This is a genomic window from Amycolatopsis keratiniphila subsp. keratiniphila (genome assembly GCF_001620365.2).
In the GTDB taxonomy this organism is placed as follows: Bacteria; Actinomycetota; Actinomycetes; order Mycobacteriales; family Pseudonocardiaceae; genus Amycolatopsis; species Amycolatopsis keratiniphila.
The window spans coordinates 136,816-151,711 of the sequence record NZ_LQMT02000008.1; the positions used below are offsets into that span (position 1 = coordinate 136,816).

Genomic DNA, 14,896 nt, shown 5'->3' on the forward strand with positions numbered 1-14,896 from the left:
CGGATTCCGCCTACCGGATGCCGCGGCGGCCCGACGAGACCACCGCCGGCACCGGGGCGCCGTTGATCACGAACTGCGTCCCCGGCTCACGGACGACATCGCCGTTCGCGGAGTTGCTGATCGTCACGTTCGTCAAGGTCGCGCTGCCACGGGCGCCGCTCATCGCGAGGATACCCGCGCCGTTGTTCGACTTGTCGATCTTGACGTTGGTGAGGGCCGCGGTCACGACGCCGCCGCCCGTCTTGAACTGGACACCGTCGTAGGTCGAGTCGTGGATCTCCGTGTCCCGTAGCACGACCCCGGGAATGTCCTTGCCCTGCGCGAAGAACGTGATCGCGCCGAACTCCTGTTGCTCGCCCCAGAACACGCCGCCGCAGCGGTACAGGGCGTTGTTCGCGATGAGTGTCTCCCCGGAGAACGGCAGCGGGTCGTGGTCCGTCGCCAGCATGATGCCCGGGTAGTTCATCGTGTCGTGGACGATGTTGTTCTCGATCTTGTTGCCGTAGCCGCCGTAGACCGCGATCCCGTTGGCACGCCACGGAAGCTGGATCGTGTTGTTGGCGAACACGTTGTCGTGCGCGATGTCCTGCGAAGTATCCTTCACGTACTGGTTCGCCCACACCGCGAGCGAGTCGTCACCGGTGGTGCGGAACGACGAGTTGAACACCTTCGAGTTCCGTGTGCCGTTGGTGAAGTTGATGCCGTCGGCGTAGGTGTTCCGGATCCGCATGCCGCTGAACTCGAGGCCGTCGCCCGGGCCCCAGAGCGCCGGGACGTTGCTGTAGTCCCGGCCGACCCAGGCGCCGACGTTGGCGTGCTCGATCCACACGTTCGTGATCTTCGTGCCGGTGCCGAACCGGCCGTTGAGCCCGACGCCACCTTCCGCGCCGCCGTCCCCGCCCCGGATCCGGCCGGAGCCGAAGATGGCGATGTCGGAGATCTGCGTGTTCTTGTCGATGTCGAAGCCGAAGTTGCCCTCGTGCGGATGGTTGATGCCGCCCGCGTTCTGCGGCTCGATCAGCGAGTACAGCTGCGAATGCCACATGCCGGCGCCCCGGATCGTCACGTTGGAGATGCCGACCTGGTTGTACTGGCCGCCGCCGTTGGGCACGTTCGGGTCGTCGGTCAGGATCTTCTTCTCCTGCCGCCACTGCCCAGCCGGGATCCAGACACAGGCGATCACGCCGTTCTGGTCGTCGGTCACCGCGCGCTGGATCGCCGCCGAATCGTCGTTCCCGTCGTTCGGCACGGCGCCGTATTCCGTGATCGACGTGCAGTTCGCCGGCTTCTCCGACGCCGGGGCGACCTGCTCCAGATCGATGAGATCGACGATGTAGAACGCCGCGTTGTCACCACTGTCCCGCTGTAGCTTGAACTTCGTACCCGGCGGATACGACCGGGACAGCAGCGCGTGCGACTCGTCGAACAGGCGCCGCGCGTTGGCCTGCGGGGTGTTCGTCAGTCCTTCGGGGTCGTCGGTGCTGCCGTAGAGCCAGCTGTGCTTCGACGACAACGTCAGCTTCTGTGTGAACGTCCCATTGACGTAGAGGCTCAGGGTCGCGTCCTGCCCGCCACCGCCGGGGGCGTCCGGGATGGAGTTGCGCACGACGATCGAGTTCGCCTCGTTCGCCGACGTGAACTCCACGTACTGCCCCTGATTCGCCAGCCGCACGGACTTGCGGCCCGAGGACTCGGTCGCGAAGTTCGTGTGGCCGAAGGTGCGCAACGGGTCGGCTTCCAGCAGTTGTCCTTGGTACTGCGCGGCTTCCGCCTCGTACTCGACGTACGGGACGGCCGCGCCGCGGCCCACGACGATCGCCCGCGAGAGGCTGTTGTTGGACTCGTTGGTCTCCGTGACCGTGCCGGTCGCGTCGGCCGTCGCGGTCAGGGTCGCGCCACCGTCGGCGGCGGACCAAGTGCCCGCGATCGCGACGTTCGCGGTGGCCCCCGCCTCGATCGCGCCGGTGGCGCCGGTCAGCGTGGTGCCGCCGACGGTCAGCCGTGTCACCGAGGCGTCCGCGCCGCTCGTGCCGCGGTTGCGCACCGCGACGGTGAAGGACACCGCCGAACCGGCCGCCGGGTTGGGCGGATTCGACGTGATGCCGGCGACCTCGAGATCCGGCCCCGGCGCCTGCGCGACGACCAGCGGGGTCGGCGAGGTGTAGGTGTTGTTGGCCTCGTTCTGCTCGGCCACCGTGCCCGCCGGATCCGCGGTGGCGGCCACGGTGTACGTCCCCTGTGGACGCGTTCCCGCGTCGACGGTCACCGTCGTGGACGCTCCGGCGGCGAGTGCGCCGACCGCCGCCTCACCGACGACGGTGGCGCCGAGGCTGACGTTCACGGTCGTGGCGGCCGCGTTCGCGGTGCCGGCGTTCTTCACCGTCGCCGAGACGGCGAGCTTGCTGGTCTCCGTCGGATTCGACGGCGTCCAGCTCGTGCCGGTGACGACGAGGTCCGGGTTCGGCGCGGGGGTGCCGATCACCTGGAATTCCGCGACCTGGCCGCCGGGAGCGCCGGAGTTGGCGAAGAACTGCAGGCGTACGTCCGAAGCGCGGCCGCTGACCGGTACGACCACCGAGTTCTGGTTGGTGGCCGGGTCGAAACGGTGATCGGCACGGGCTGAAAGTGAGGTGAACGCGGTGGCGCCCTGCGCGCGGCCGAGGATCTCGAAGTTCTGCGTCCGCGCGCCCCAGATCGCGTCCGGGTTGAGCTTCACCACGATCGAGTCGACGTCCGCGTCGACGCCGAGTTTCACCGTCAGCGAGTTCGGATAGCCCGCGGCGGACTCCCAGTAGGTGGCGGTGTTGTTGTCGTTGGCATTGGCGGGGACGAACGAATGGACCGCCGACGTTGCCTCGATCGGTTTGCCCGCCGCCAGGTTCGCGCCCGCGCTCGTCCCCGAGCGCACGACGTGGTTGCTGTCGCCGGACTCGTTGCCCGCCGCGTCCTTGGCACGCACGAAGTACTCGACCCTCGTCCCGGCGGGCCGGGATTCGGTGAACGTGGTGCCGGTGATCGTCGTGACCGGCGTGCCGTCGCGATAGACGGTGTACCCGGTGACCCCGACGTTGTCCGCCGACGGCGACCAGGCCAGCCGGATCTGGCCGGCGGCGGGCTCGGTCAGCGCGAGATTCGCGGGCGCGCTCGGCGCCTGGGTGTCACCGGTGTCCGGTCCGTACAGCTCGAACTCCGACAGCTGCGCGGCGGGCCAGCGCGTGTTCGCGGTGACCTGCAGCCGCACATAGCGGGCCGACGCGGTCATCGGGATGGTGACGGTGTTGGTGCCGGGAGCGAACGCGTAGCCGGCAGGTGCGGCGAGGTCGGTGAACGCGGAGCCGTCGGTGCTTCCGCGCACGGCCAGCGTCTGGGTGCGGGATTCCCAGCCGGACGGCAGTTTCAGCTCGATCCGCGACAGGGATTTGGCCACCCCGAGGTCGGCCTGGATCCACTGCGGGAACGCGTTGTTGGCGGATTCCCAGTAGCTCTCCCGGTTTCCGTCGACGGCGTTCGCGACGGGATAGCCGGGCAACGCGCTGCTCGCCGACACCGTGCGGGTCAACGGCACTTCGGCGAGCGCAGCCGGACCGGGTGGGGCGGCGGGATCCGGTGGTGGCCCGCTCGCGGCGGAGGCGAAGGAGAGTCCGGCGACGGAAAGCCCTGCGACCAGGAGACCGGCGACGATCCGGGACAGGCGCATACGTGTCATGGCGTCTTCTCTTCTTTGAGACGGCGGGGAGGGAGCCAGAGCCGTACGAGCATGCAACAACCCGGTGACAAAATGCAAGAAGTTGACTTCTTTCCGAAATTTTGCGACTTCTCCCGGCTTGAGGCGCGATCAGGCCTTGCTGACGACTACGCACGTTCTCCGAACACGGGGCGACTCCGCTTCTTTTAGACACAGCAAGGGAAGGCGAGATCGCGTATTCCACGAATACGGTGCACGGTTGTACACTCAACGCAGGTTCGCGGCGTGGAGGTCGATCCCTGATGGACGTGACGAAAACCTTGAGGTCCGCACTCACCGGGACGACGGCCGAGTCGCGGTCCGCGGTCCGTGAGCTGCGGCGGGAGACCGAAGACCTGGTGGCGCGCCGCGCGGGCAGGACGGCGAACCGGCTGACCGAACTGGGCGAGCGGCTCGCCGACCTGGTCCTGGTCTCGGGGAGCAGGCTCGCGGGCCTCGCCGACCGGCACAGCAAGCCCGTGGGCGAGGGTGTCCGCCGGGAAGCGGGCCGGATCGGCGATTCGGTGGAGCGGTGGTCCGGCACGCTGTCGAACCGGACCATCCTGCTCGCCGAGGAACTGCTCGATCCGCGGCCTTCCGAGCGCCGCCGACGTCGCTAGGCCTCAGTGGCCTCGCCAGTCCGTGAAGGCCTCCTTGAGGGACCCAGAGTCCCTCAAGGAGGCCTTCACGGACTTGACCTGAACCCGGCCTCAGCCGGAGTACACCTGGCACATCGGTGCCACCGGCACTCGAGTGCCGAAAGCCCGGGTCCCGCGCCGCCCGCCGCGGCCTTCTCCCGTCTTTAGTCGCTATCAACCGCCGTATCCGCTTGCCTAGCATGGGAAAACCGGTATCGGATCCGGCCGGGCGATCCCTGGTGATCCGCCGTGGCCGTAAACGGGTGACCCGTCGATTTCCCTGATTCCCCTGCATTGGAAGGCACCCATGCGCATCCGAGGTCTCCTCACCGCACTGCTGTGCGCGGCCGGGCTCACGACGGTCGCGCCCGCGGCCGTCGCGGCCCCCATCATCGACGGCGAATACGCCCAGTCCGGCCCCTGGGCCGCCATGATCGAGCAGAACGGCGAGCAATGGTGCTCCGGTTCGATCATCAGCGCCCGCTGGGTACTCACCGCGGAGCACTGCATCGACGAACCCGGCGCCGAATACTCCGTCCGGGTGGGCGACGTCGACCACCAGGCCGGAACGTACGCGGTCGTGGCCGACATCTACACGCCGTCCAACGGCGCCGACATCGCACTGCTGAAACTGGACCGCTCGGTGACCACGACGTACGCGTCGCTCGGCACCTCCGTCGCGGTCGGCGACACCGAACACGTTTATGGCTGGGGCTACAACGAAGACGGTGACCTGCAGCGTTATCTCAAGGTCGCCCGGATGACGGTGACCAGTGTCGGGAATGGACTGATCAAGGCCCGCCGCGGCAACGGGCTGACCAACGGAGGCGACTCCGGCGGGCCGGTCTTCGTCGGCGGCAAGCAGGTCGGCGTGCACATCGCGGGCAACAAAGTGGACACCTCCACGCACACCAGCATCTCGGCGAACCGCACCTGGATCCGGAACACGTCGGGAGTCTAGGTCCGAACCGGTCCGGGAGCGGTGGCGCCGCCGCTCCCGGACCGCCGAGAGGCAGGTGGAAAGTGGCATCGACGGCTCCGGACGGGCTCGGCCCGCAGCTGAGCAGGCTGGGCCTCGGCGAAACCGCCGCCCGGATCTACCGGCGGATGCTCGAAAGCGCGCCCGTCACCGCCGAGGAACTGTCCTGGCGGGACGATGACGCGGAGAACGTCGAGCTGGCGCTGAAGGAACTGGCCGATGCAGGGCTCGCGGTGTCGTCCGGAGTGGACGGAGACGAGTACCTGCCGGCGAACCCCAGCGAAGCGCTCACCGCGCTGACCACGCGACGGCAGGCCGAGCTGCACGACGCCCGGCTCGCGGTCCAGACCGCATACCGTGCCTTCAGGCGGGCGCATTCGGGGATGCCGAACGCGCAGGACCTGCTCGAAGTGGTCACCGGCGACGCCATCATCCCCCGGCTGCAGCACCTCGCGACCACGGTGCGGCATCAGGTGCGCCGTCTCGATTCCCCGCCCTATTTCACCGGCGGCCGCCGGAACCTCCTGGAGGAGGAGCAACTGCGGCGCGGGATCGGCTACCGCTGTGTCTACAGTGGAGCGTCGTTCGGCGATCCCGGCTATCTGGCCGCGAACATCCTGCCGTGCCTGCGAGCCGGTGAGCAGGCCCGCCTGCTGCCCGAGCTCCCGGTGAAACTGACGCTGTTCGACGACCGTGCGGCCACCATCGCGCTGACCATCCGCGAGGCCGATCGCAACCAATCCATCGTCATCGTGCGCCCCTGCAGCCTCTTCTCCGCGCTGGAGGGACTGTTCGAAACGTCCTGGGCGGCCGGGCTCCCGATCGACCGTCGTGGCCGGACGTCCGACCAGCCGATCCGGCCGGTCGAGCGGGAGCTGCTGATCCTGCTCGCCGCCGGGCGCAAGGACGACGAGATCGCCACCGAACTCGGCGTCAGCAGACGGACCCTCTTCCGCTATCTCGAAACCCTGATGGACCGCGCGGGCGTCTCCAGCCGGTTCCAGCTGGGTGTCTTCGCCGCGCACAAGAACTGGCTCTGACCACCCCGCATTTCGTCCTCTGAATGCGGGAAGCCCTCACCCGGATGGGGTCACCCGGACAGACCATCCCCGCTGCGGCGAACGCTCCGGGGGCGGATGGTGATCTTGGAAAGGAGGGCGTCACCATGGGGAATCACCGACACCACACCGGCACCGCGTCGCTCCGGATCGCCACCGCGGGCCTGCGCGTGGCCGCGGTCGTCGTCGCGATCGCGGCCTGCGCCTGGCTCGCGCTCTGGCTCGCGTTCACCCTCTGAGACCCGCCGGCCCCGGCTGGGACTCGGGCGGGCTCTCGGGTTCCGGGATCGGGCGGTCCGGTCCCGGATCGGGGAGCCGTTCGGGCACCCCGGGGTCCGGGACCGGCTTGCCCGGGTCGGGCACCGGTTCGGGGATACCGGGTTCCGGCGGCATGGGGTCCGGCGGCGCCGGAGGCGCGGTCGTTCGAGGACTCGTCATCGCACTACCTCCTGCTCACGCCACTACCCGATGCGCCACCGGCCGAAACGGCCGGTTAGCCCGTATGGGTGGCGATCCAGTCCGCGATGACGTCCGCGCGGGAGGTCGTCTCGATGCCGGCGTGCGGGCAGTCCGGCCCGGTGGCCTCCAGCGAGACCAGCGCGCCGCCCGTGTCGCCGGGGACGAAGTACGGCGCCCCCGAGTCGTAGGTGCAGGCACTGGTCGTGATCGACGGCGCGGCGCCGCGGACGCCGATCGTCGTCGGGGCCACCGTCGCCACCTGCACGGTGCCTTGCTGCATCCGGGTGGCCGGAGCGGGATTCTTGGCGGTCAGGCTCCCCCAGCCCGCCAAGGTCAGCTGCTGGCCGACCTTCGGGAGCACCCGGCTCACGGTCAGCGGGGTCACCGTCGACACCGGCGTGTCCAGTTTGATGAGGGCGACGTCGTTTTCCTTCGCCTGCAGCACTTCGGTCGCCTTGCGCGCCACACCCGATTCGACCGCCTCGTCGACCAGGCCCAACGTCACCATCGTCGGATACGGCATCTTGCCCGCGACCCGCTTGCGGTGCGCGTCGTGGAAGCAGTGCCCCGTGGTGACCACCCAGCCAGGCGCGATCAGCGCGCCCGTGCAGTAGCTGCTGTAGGTCGAACCGTCGGGGCGCGGGATCTTCGTCATCGCGATCTTCGCGACGAACCCGAACCGCCCCGGTGGGACATCGGTGCCGTGGGCGACGTCCGGCGCGGCGAGCGCGGCCGGAGCGGTGGTGATGGTCAGGACAGCAGCGGCCAGCAGGGCGCGCAGACGCAATTTCTTACCCTTCGTCGATGAGGTGATCCGAGGCTAGGACCCCCTGCCCGACAAGGGGAATTCCCCGACCAGGTGTCACCCGATGGACGCCTGCTCCTCGATCGGCCCAGCGCGACGAGCGAGCCAATGGCGGTAGGGACGGCTGGTTTCGGTGTCGGAGCGGTAAGCCGCCTCGGCCGCCTCGATCAAGGCATCGGTGTCGCCGCCGAAGGCTCCTTCCACGCTCCAAGCGATCAGATACCGCATCCACAGCGGATCCCCCGCGAGCGGCCGGATCGCGATCCCGGGTGACGAGGGAAAGGTGACCTGACACGGGGAAATCGCCCGGCCCGCCGCGATCAACCGTTGCAGGGGACGCAATTCCGTGCTCCGGTGCGCGACCTGCGGCCGGAATCCCGCGCGGGCACAGGCTTCCTCGAAGCACTCCGGCCATCCGGCACCGTCGGACGGTCCGAGCACCCACCGTTCCCCGGCGAGCTCGGCGAGGTCGATCTCGGCGCGCCGGGCGGCCGGATGGTCGGCGGCGATCGCCACGAACACCGGTTGCGTCGCCAGCGGCCGCGACGCCACCCCCGGTGCCGATGGCAGGAGGTGGCCGGGATAGTCGGCGACGACCGCGGCGTCGAGTTGCCCGCCTGCCACGAGATCCAGCAGCCGCAACGGAGAGAACTCCGTGGTCACCGAAACCGCTTGCCCCCGGCCCGAATCACCGAGCCGGTCCGCCAGCTCGACGACCATGGACCCGCCGATCCCACCCAGCGCGACAGGACGTTTCTCGCCCTCCGCAAGGAAACGCGCCGCGTCCCCGTGCATCGTGTCCACCGCGGCGAGGACGGCCCTGGCACGGACGAGCACACATTCCCCGAACGCCGTCGGGAAGACCCCGTCGCGTCCCCGGACGAACAAGGTTCCCCCGAACGCACGCTCGATCCGTTGCACGGCGGCGGTCAGCGCGGGCTGGGTACTGCCGATCCCGATCGCCGCGCGCGTGATGCTGCCCGCGTCGGCGACGGCGCACACCACTCGCAGATGACGTAACTCGACGTCCATCACGCGGACCTTATGGCCACTTGGGATGTGCCGGAAGCCGTCGAAAGTCGGGATCGTTTTTCGTACTCCTCTCCCCTCTCCTCCCCGCAAGGAGTACGCATGCGACGCGCCTGCCTCATGCTCGCGCTGACCGCCGTCCTCGTCGCCGGGCTCGTTCCCGCGACGGCGTCGGCGGCTCCCCGATTCACGACGTCGATGGAGGCCTTCGAGCCCGGAGGAACCATCACCAGGGTGGACGTCACCCGGCCCGCTTCGGACCGGTCTGCCGCACCGCGGCAGATCACGGCCGCCGCCGCGGTGACCCCGATCGAGACCAACGGCCCCAGCGAGACCACCTTCGACCTGGTCTTCGTCGGTGACGGCTACACCTCCACGCAGCTGGGCACGTATTCGCAGCACGTCCGGTCCAGTATCGCCGCGCTGTTCGCCATCGAGCCGTACAAGAGCTACCGCAAGCAGTTCAACCTCTGGCAGGTCGACGTCGTCTCGCCCCAGTCCGGTATCACCAACGACCCGACCCAGGGCATCCGGCGCAACACCGCGCTGGGCTCGTACTTCTGGTGCGGCGGCATCGAACGGCTGTTGTGCGTCAACGAAACCAAGGCGAACCAGTACGCCGCGGCCGCGCCGGACGTCGATCAGGTCATCATGCTGGCCAACACCACGAAGTACGGCGGCGCCGGCGGCGGGGTCGCGACCTCCTCCGGCGGCAACATCCAGGCCAGCCAGATCGTCGCCCACGAACTCGGGCACTCCATCGGCGGGCTGGCCGACGAGTACGACTACGGCACCTGCGACACCCGGGAACCCCGGGAGCCCAACGCGTCCGCGCTCACCGCCCAGCAGATGAAGGACCGCCGGGCCAAGTGGTACACCTGGCTCGGCAAGCCTTCCCCCGACGGCGGCACGGTCGGCGTCTTCGAGGGCTCCCGCTACTGCAAGACCGGGATGTACCGCCCCAGCGTGAACTCGCTCATGCGCACCCTCGGCCGGCCGTTCAACCCGCCGAGCACCGAAGCGATGATCGCGGGCTTCCACCGTGAAGCCGCGCATCGGCACTGATTCTCCGTCATGGCCTCCGGACCGGGCCGCCGGCATGACCGGCGAGCCCGGTCGCCATGTCGCGCATGAAGCGCCGGAGATACCACCGGAAGACCCACGCGCTCCCCTTGCCCACGCGATACGTTCCATGCCAACGGATCCGCGTTCCCCCACCGGGCGTTTCGCACAGATCGACCGACGCCCGGTAGTCCAGCATCACCGGGACGTCCACCCCCTCGTAGGCGAACCGGCGTTCCGGGTCGAGGGCGGTGATCCGCTCCTTGGTGACCGTCTTACCGGTGCGGAAGGCGCGAACCGCGCCGACCTCGTCCCGGCCGTCGGCGGAAAGTCCTTGCGACGCGGCGACTTCCAGGGAACCGACCCGTGACCAGACCGGCCAGCTGCGGGCATCCAGCAGCAGGGCCCACACCGCGGCGGGCGGCGCCGACGATTCGGCGGTGACGTCGTACGACTGCATTCCACTCACAAGGCTCACCCTAGAAACGGCCGGGCGGGGTCACCATGCGCCGGATTGCGGCGCGGCGATCAGGAATTGCGGTACTCCGAGGGCCGCGATCCGGTGTGCTTCAGGAATGCGGCCGACAGTGCGCCGGGAGTGGCGAATCCGCATCTTCCCGCGATGGCGGCGATCGGGAGATCGGTGCCCCGCAACAACCTTCGCGCCTCCTCGATTCGGAGCCCGCCGAGAAACCGGTGTGGTGTCTCGCCGGTCTTCTCCTTGAAGACCCGGATGAAGTGGTAGACGCTCAGATGCACCTCACCGGCGATTTCGGCGACGCTGAGCGGATCGGCCAGGCGGTCACGCATCATCGCGACGGCCGCGCGGACCCGCTCGTCCTCCCGGCCCACGCTCGGCGGGCCCGGCTTCCGCGCGTGGCGGGTGAGCAGGTGCACGGCGAGGAAGGCGGCCGCGGATTCGGCGTAGAGGTCGTCGTTCTCCCTCGCACTCCCGGCCGCCCTTACCAGCTCTTCGAGCAGCGGATCGCCCCCGGCCACGGACGCCGCCATCGCCTCATGGTCCACCGCGCGGCCGCCCAGCCGTGCGGCGACCGATTCCACCGTGGTACCCGGGATATGCACCTGCAGGCTGCGCATCGACCCGTCCCCACGGTAGCGGCGCCGCAGCGGCCTGCCGGGCATGGCGAGTTCGAGCCGTCCCCATTCGTGCCGGCTCCACCGGCCTTCGCCGCGGGTCTCCATCACCGCCCGCCCGGAAAGCGGGAGGATCAGATGCAGATCCGCGACGGCGGGCAGACGCATGTCCTCCGCGACGGGAACGTGGTCGAACCGCTGGACGAGCAGCGACTCCCAGCCGGAATCCTCCCAGCTGCAATAGGTCCGCCGGACATAGCGGGACATGTCGAAACCGGTGTAGGGCTGAAGGTCGAATCGCTCGGAATCGAACACCACGCCTTCGAGGCTAGCCGAGCAGTTCCCTCACCCGCGGGACAACCTGCTCGCCGTACAGCCGGATCGAGTTCAGACGCTGCTCGTGCGGAAGCTCGCCGACGCTGTACTTGAGCTGGAACCGCGACAGGCCCAGGGTCCGCACCGCCCAGGCGATCTTCTGCGCGACGGTCTCGGGAGAGCCGACGAACAACGCGCCGCGCGGGCCCGCCATGGCGTCATAGTCGGCCCGGGACATCGGGCCCCAGCCCCGTTCGGCGCCGATCTTGGCGAAGGCGGCCTGGTGGTGCGAGAAATGCTGGGAGACGGCCAGTTCGTCGGTCTCGGCGATATGGCCGGGGCTGTGCATCGAGATCGGCAGCTCCTGGTGGCCCGCCTCCTTCAGTGCGCGCCGGTACAGGTCGGCGAGCGGGGTGAACCGTTCCGGCGACCCGCCGATCACCGCCATCACCAGCGGCAGGCCGTACGCCGCCGCGCGGACGACCGACTGCGGGGTGCCGCCGACCCCGACCCACGCGGGCAGGCTGCCCGATTCGGTGACCGGGAAGGCCTGCGCGCCTTCGAGGGCCGGGCGGACGGTCCCGGACCAGTCGACCGGCTTCTCCGCTTGCAGATGCGTGAACAGGTCGAGCTTCTCGGCGAACAGCGCTTCGTAGTCCTCCAGCGAGTAACCGAACAGCGGGAACGACTCGGTGAAAGAGCCACGGCCGAGCGTGACCTCCGCGCGTCCCCGGGAAACCGCGTCCAGCGTGGCGAACCGCTCGTACACGCGCACCGGGTCGTCCGAGCTGAGCACCGTGACCGCCGTGCCCAGCCGGATCCGCTCGGTCCGGCCCGCGATCGCGGCCAGCACGACGTCCGGCGAGGACACCGCCATCTCCGCGCGGTGGTGTTCGCCGACGCCGAAGTAATCCACGCCCACCTGGTCGGCGAGGACGCCCTCGGCCACGACCTCGCGGATGGCCTCGGCCTGGCTCACCGGACGGCCGTTCGCGTCGTTCCCGACGTCGCCGAAGGTGTCCAGGCCGAAGGTCGGCGCCTGCGGGGTGCCCAGGATCTCGTAAGCCATGTCCAACTCCTCAAGTAGTTGAACGCTCAAACGTCGGCTGCGGTGATCCTATTCCGCCCGGTGTACCGCAGGGCAGCGGTGGCGTGGCAGGCACGTCTCGTGACCGAGCGGGCGACACGGGTGATCAGACGGACGACACGCGCACGCGGCCGGGTCCGCCGCGAGTCGTCCATCTGATCACGTGTGTCGTCCATCTGATCACGCGAAACGGTCGGCCTCGACCGCCCCTTACCCACCAAGGGGCGAGGTCAGCCGCCGGCGATGTCACGCGCCAGCCGGCGCGCGTCGTCCATGGTGAATTTGCCGGTGATCTGGGTTTCCCCGCCGGTGATGGCCGACTGGATCGACGGCGCGGTCAGCACCCGGCTCTTCAGCACCATCGCGACCTGCTTGCCGACGTTCGCCGCGGTCCAGTCGGCCCACGTCCGCGCGCCCGCGTCGGTGAAGCTGAGCCCGACGAGCGGGCCCCCGGACTGCGTGTCGAGGCGAGCGTTCGCCCGGCTGAGATCGGCTCCGGTGAGGAAGGCCGGGCCGAGCAGGTATTTCGTGCCCTGCACCCGGTCACAGCTGACCAGCGGGAGCGCCGGGTCGTCGCGGCCGTCCAGCGGATCCGGTCCCCCCGAACAGTCCAGCGCCGCGACGGCGGCCTGCTGCCCGGCCGGATCCGTGCTCTGCCGGTCGGTCGCCGCGCCCGTGGCCGGGCCGGGCGGGAACTCCGCCAGGACCGGGCGGAACCGCAGCCGCGACCCGTCCTTGATCGCGAAACTGTCGCCTTCGGGCTCGGCTTGACCGGAAACCCCGCTCTGGCAACCGGTGACACCGAGCAGGACGAGGGCGATCGCTACGAGGATGTTCCGCACCGGGACATCCTGTCGTGTTCAGCGTCCGCGCGGGGGCGAAACGGCTCGACGCCGCACGGTCCGCTCGAGAATCCCGAGCGTGGCCTTGAGCGCGGATTCGGGAACCACGGGGAAGGTGATGCGTTCCTTCCACTCCTCGCCCACCTCCGACCAGTCGTAGTACGACGTGACCAGCGTGCCGCCCTCGGTGGGCTCCAGCCGGTAGCCGTAGATGTGCCGGGCATGCGGCCGGATCCGGCCTTCGACGGTCCACGCGATCTCCTCGCCCGGCGTGAGCGCCGTGATGACGACCTCGACGTCGTACTTGCCCAAAGGCACGTCCCCGAGCGCTTCCCGGTCCATGTGGACCACGAACCGGTCGCCCGCCTGCTCGACCGGATCCCCTTCCGCGTCGATGAGCATTCCGGACGCGTCGATGTCGACATGCCCCTGCGGATCGCTCAAGACCGCGAAGATTTCCTCGGCGGAGGCGGGAATCAGCCGGGAGACCTCGATGCGTTCGGGACCCGGGGTTTCCGCGGTGGCGATCAGGACCGCGCGAGCGAGAACGTGCGGCGCCATCGTGAAACCGAGGAGGGCGGGCGTGCAGTCGGCCGGGACGCCGAGCGACTCGACATCGAGGGCGTGCACGACGACGAAGTAGCGGTGCACGCCGTGCCCGGCGGGTGGTGCGGCACCGAGAAACCGCGTGAGGCGGGCGTCGTTGGGCACTTGGAAAGCGCCTTCGGGCAGCCCGGAGCCGGTGTCGTCACCGGCGCCTTCTGGCAGCTCCGTTACGGCCGCCGGGATGTCGGCGACCGCCCAGTGCCAGAAACCGGAACCGGTCGGCGCGTCGGGGTCGTAGACGGTGACGGCGTAGCTCTTGGTGCCGGCCGGGGCGCCGCTCCAGCTCAGCTGTGGCGAGACGTCCTTGCCGGCCAGCTGTTCAGGTGACCAGGCGGCGCCGTCGGCGACAGAAGTACTGGTGACAGTGAAGGAGGCCACCTCGGGCAACCTCGCGAAGGGATCGTTCATAAATCGACCATAACACAGATAATCGATTATCTATCGGTTCGTCTATGCTCTGCGGATGGCCTCACCGGACAAGCAGATGCTCTCCGAGCAGGTGTACACCCGCCTGCGGGACGCGATCATGCGCGGCGACCACGCCCCCGGCGCCCCGCTCAAACCGCAGGACCTCGCCAAGGAACACGGCGTGAGCCTGGCGGTCGTCCGGGAGGCACTCGTCCGCGTGGTCGGCGACGGCCTCGCCGACCGGCTCCCCAACCGCGGCTTCGCCGTCCCCGCCTTCTCCGATCGGCGCTGGCAGGAGATCACGGAAGCCCGCCGGACCATCGAGCCGCTCGTCCTACGCCTCTCCGTCGAACGCGGCGACCTCGACTGGGAGGCCCGAGTCCGCGCCGCCCATCACCGGCTGAGCCGGACACCGCCGTTCGTTCCCGAAGAAGGCGAGTACATCAGCGCCGCATGGTCCGAAGCCCACCGCGTCTTCCACCGGACCCTGCTCGACGGCTGCGGAAACCCTGTTCTCCTGGAGACGTTCGACCGGATGTGGACCGCGAGCGAACTGGCCCGCCGCTGGGCGGCGCACCGCGCTCCCGGCCGCGATCATCTCGCCGAACACCGCCTGCTGGAGGAAACGGCCCTCGCGCGCAACGCCGACGCGGCGGCCGAGGCGCTGACCCGGCATCTCACCCTCACCGCCGCCGCCTTGACCGAGTAGCCGCCGGTCCGGTCGGAAAATCACCCGGGCCGACCTAGCCCAGGTCATCACATCGGGTGTTTGCTTGCTCGCAGAACGTC

General features: G+C 69.3%; 15 protein-coding genes. 6 read left to right on the forward strand and 9 right to left on the reverse strand.

What is annotated here, in order from left to right:
- Positions 1–10: 10 nt before the first annotated feature.
- Positions 11–3,706 carry a CARDB domain-containing protein gene (locus AVR91_RS07540; protein ID WP_063272670.1) on the reverse strand — a complete coding sequence of 1,232 codons (3,696 nt, stop codon included), beginning with the start codon at positions 3,704–3,706 and terminating at the stop codon, positions 11–13.
- A gap of 281 nt (positions 3,707–3,987) precedes the next feature.
- Here AVR91_RS07540 and AVR91_RS07545 point away from each other — a divergent pair, with 281 nt between their 5' ends.
- The 4 genes from AVR91_RS07545 to AVR91_RS44245 all read left to right on the forward strand — a co-directional run bounded on the left by AVR91_RS07545 (position 3,988) and on the right by AVR91_RS44245 (position 6,638).
- A complete protein-coding gene (locus AVR91_RS07545) occupies positions 3,988–4,344 on the forward strand; it encodes a hypothetical protein (protein WP_063272671.1) in 357 nt (118 codons plus the stop codon).
- A 325-nt stretch (positions 4,345–4,669) separates the two neighbouring features.
- Positions 4,670–5,323 (forward strand): S1 family peptidase, encoded by a 654-nt coding sequence (locus AVR91_RS07550; protein ID WP_063272672.1) that lies wholly within the window; start codon positions 4,670–4,672, stop codon positions 5,321–5,323.
- Between the two features lie 62 nt (positions 5,324–5,385).
- The gene (locus tag AVR91_RS07555) at positions 5,386–6,381 is read left to right on the forward strand and encodes a helix-turn-helix transcriptional regulator (RefSeq protein ID WP_063272673.1); all 996 of its coding nucleotides are present in this window, start codon (positions 5,386–5,388) and stop codon (positions 6,379–6,381) included.
- A gap of 125 nt (positions 6,382–6,506) precedes the next feature.
- Positions 6,507–6,638, forward strand: coding sequence for a hypothetical protein (locus AVR91_RS44245; RefSeq protein ID WP_267284099.1), 132 nt, complete (start codon positions 6,507–6,509; stop codon positions 6,636–6,638).
- Here AVR91_RS44245 and AVR91_RS07560 read toward each other — a convergent pair.
- The 3 genes from AVR91_RS07560 to AVR91_RS07570 form a co-directional block, all read right to left on the reverse strand.
- The gene (locus tag AVR91_RS07560) at positions 6,628–6,837 is read right to left on the reverse strand and encodes a hypothetical protein (protein WP_076857270.1); all 210 of its coding nucleotides are present in this window, start codon (positions 6,835–6,837) and stop codon (positions 6,628–6,630) included. The genes AVR91_RS44245 and AVR91_RS07560 overlap by 11 nt on opposite strands.
- A 55-nt stretch (positions 6,838–6,892) precedes the next feature.
- Complete coding sequence (locus AVR91_RS07565; protein WP_063272674.1) at positions 6,893–7,645, reverse strand: S1 family peptidase; 753 nt, start codon at positions 7,643–7,645, stop codon at positions 6,893–6,895.
- Positions 7,646–7,720: 75 nt separating this feature from the next.
- The gene (locus AVR91_RS07570; RefSeq protein ID WP_063272675.1) at positions 7,721–8,695 is read right to left on the reverse strand and encodes a LysR family transcriptional regulator; all 975 of its coding nucleotides are present in this window, start codon (positions 8,693–8,695) and stop codon (positions 7,721–7,723) included.
- A 99-nt stretch (positions 8,696–8,794) separates the two neighbouring features.
- Here AVR91_RS07570 and AVR91_RS07575 point away from each other — a divergent pair, with 99 nt between their 5' ends.
- Positions 8,795–9,757, forward strand: coding sequence for a M64 family metallopeptidase (locus tag AVR91_RS07575; protein ID WP_063272676.1), 963 nt, complete (start codon positions 8,795–8,797; stop codon positions 9,755–9,757).
- Positions 9,758–9,764: 7 nt separating this feature from the next.
- Here AVR91_RS07575 and AVR91_RS07580 read toward each other — a convergent pair whose 3' ends face one another.
- From AVR91_RS07580 to AVR91_RS07600, 5 genes are all read right to left on the reverse strand, one after another.
- Positions 9,765–10,214: an SRPBCC family protein gene (locus AVR91_RS07580; protein ID WP_063272677.1), complete on the reverse strand. Its 450-nt coding sequence runs from the start codon at positions 10,212–10,214 to the stop codon at positions 9,765–9,767.
- Between the two features lie 68 nt (positions 10,215–10,282).
- The gene (locus tag AVR91_RS07585) at positions 10,283–11,167 is read right to left on the reverse strand and encodes an AraC family transcriptional regulator (RefSeq protein WP_063272678.1); all 885 of its coding nucleotides are present in this window, start codon (positions 11,165–11,167) and stop codon (positions 10,283–10,285) included.
- Between the two features lie 10 nt (positions 11,168–11,177).
- The gene (locus AVR91_RS07590; RefSeq protein ID WP_063272679.1) at positions 11,178–12,233 is read right to left on the reverse strand and encodes an LLM class flavin-dependent oxidoreductase; all 1,056 of its coding nucleotides are present in this window, start codon (positions 12,231–12,233) and stop codon (positions 11,178–11,180) included.
- A 248-nt stretch (positions 12,234–12,481) separates the two neighbouring features.
- Entirely contained in the window at positions 12,482–13,093 is a 612-nt protein-coding gene (locus tag AVR91_RS07595) for a SecDF P1 head subdomain-containing protein (protein ID WP_063272680.1), read from the reverse strand.
- 18 nt (positions 13,094–13,111) lie between these two features.
- On the reverse strand, positions 13,112–14,107 hold the full coding sequence (locus tag AVR91_RS07600) for a YbhB/YbcL family Raf kinase inhibitor-like protein (protein WP_063272681.1): 996 nt from the start codon (positions 14,105–14,107) through the stop codon (positions 13,112–13,114).
- A 76-nt stretch (positions 14,108–14,183) separates the two neighbouring features.
- Here AVR91_RS07600 and AVR91_RS07605 point away from each other — a divergent pair, with 76 nt between their 5' ends.
- Positions 14,184–14,816: a GntR family transcriptional regulator gene (locus tag AVR91_RS07605; RefSeq protein ID WP_211282666.1), complete on the forward strand. Its 633-nt coding sequence runs from the start codon at positions 14,184–14,186 to the stop codon at positions 14,814–14,816.
- Positions 14,817–14,896: the final 80 nt, after the last annotated feature.

Excerpts from the sequence above, each read along its gene's own strand:
- AVR91_RS07540 (WP_063272670.1), bottom strand. The coding sequence starts at position 3,706 with ATGACACGTATGCGCCTGTCCCGGATCGTCGCCGGTCTCCTGGTCGCA.
- AVR91_RS07545 (WP_063272671.1), top strand. The coding sequence starts at position 3,988 with ATGGACGTGACGAAAACCTTGAGGTCCGCACTCACCGGGACGACGGCC.
- AVR91_RS07550 (WP_063272672.1), top strand. The coding sequence starts at position 4,670 with ATGCGCATCCGAGGTCTCCTCACCGCACTGCTGTGCGCGGCCGGGCTC.
- AVR91_RS44245 (WP_267284099.1), top strand. The coding sequence starts at position 6,507 with ATGGGGAATCACCGACACCACACCGGCACCGCGTCGCTCCGGATCGCC.
- AVR91_RS07560 (WP_076857270.1), bottom strand. The coding sequence starts at position 6,837 with ATGACGAGTCCTCGAACGACCGCGCCTCCGGCGCCGCCGGACCCCATG.
- AVR91_RS07570 (WP_063272675.1), bottom strand. The coding sequence starts at position 8,695 with ATGGACGTCGAGTTACGTCATCTGCGAGTGGTGTGCGCCGTCGCCGAC.
- AVR91_RS07575 (WP_063272676.1), top strand. The coding sequence starts at position 8,795 with ATGCGACGCGCCTGCCTCATGCTCGCGCTGACCGCCGTCCTCGTCGCC.
- AVR91_RS07580 (WP_063272677.1), bottom strand. The coding sequence starts at position 10,214 with ATGCAGTCGTACGACGTCACCGCCGAATCGTCGGCGCCGCCCGCCGCG.
- AVR91_RS07590 (WP_063272679.1), bottom strand. The coding sequence starts at position 12,233 with ATGGCTTACGAGATCCTGGGCACCCCGCAGGCGCCGACCTTCGGCCTG.
- AVR91_RS07600 (WP_063272681.1), bottom strand. The coding sequence starts at position 14,107 with ATGAACGATCCCTTCGCGAGGTTGCCCGAGGTGGCCTCCTTCACTGTC.
- AVR91_RS07605 (WP_211282666.1), top strand. The coding sequence starts at position 14,184 with ATGCTCTCCGAGCAGGTGTACACCCGCCTGCGGGACGCGATCATGCGC.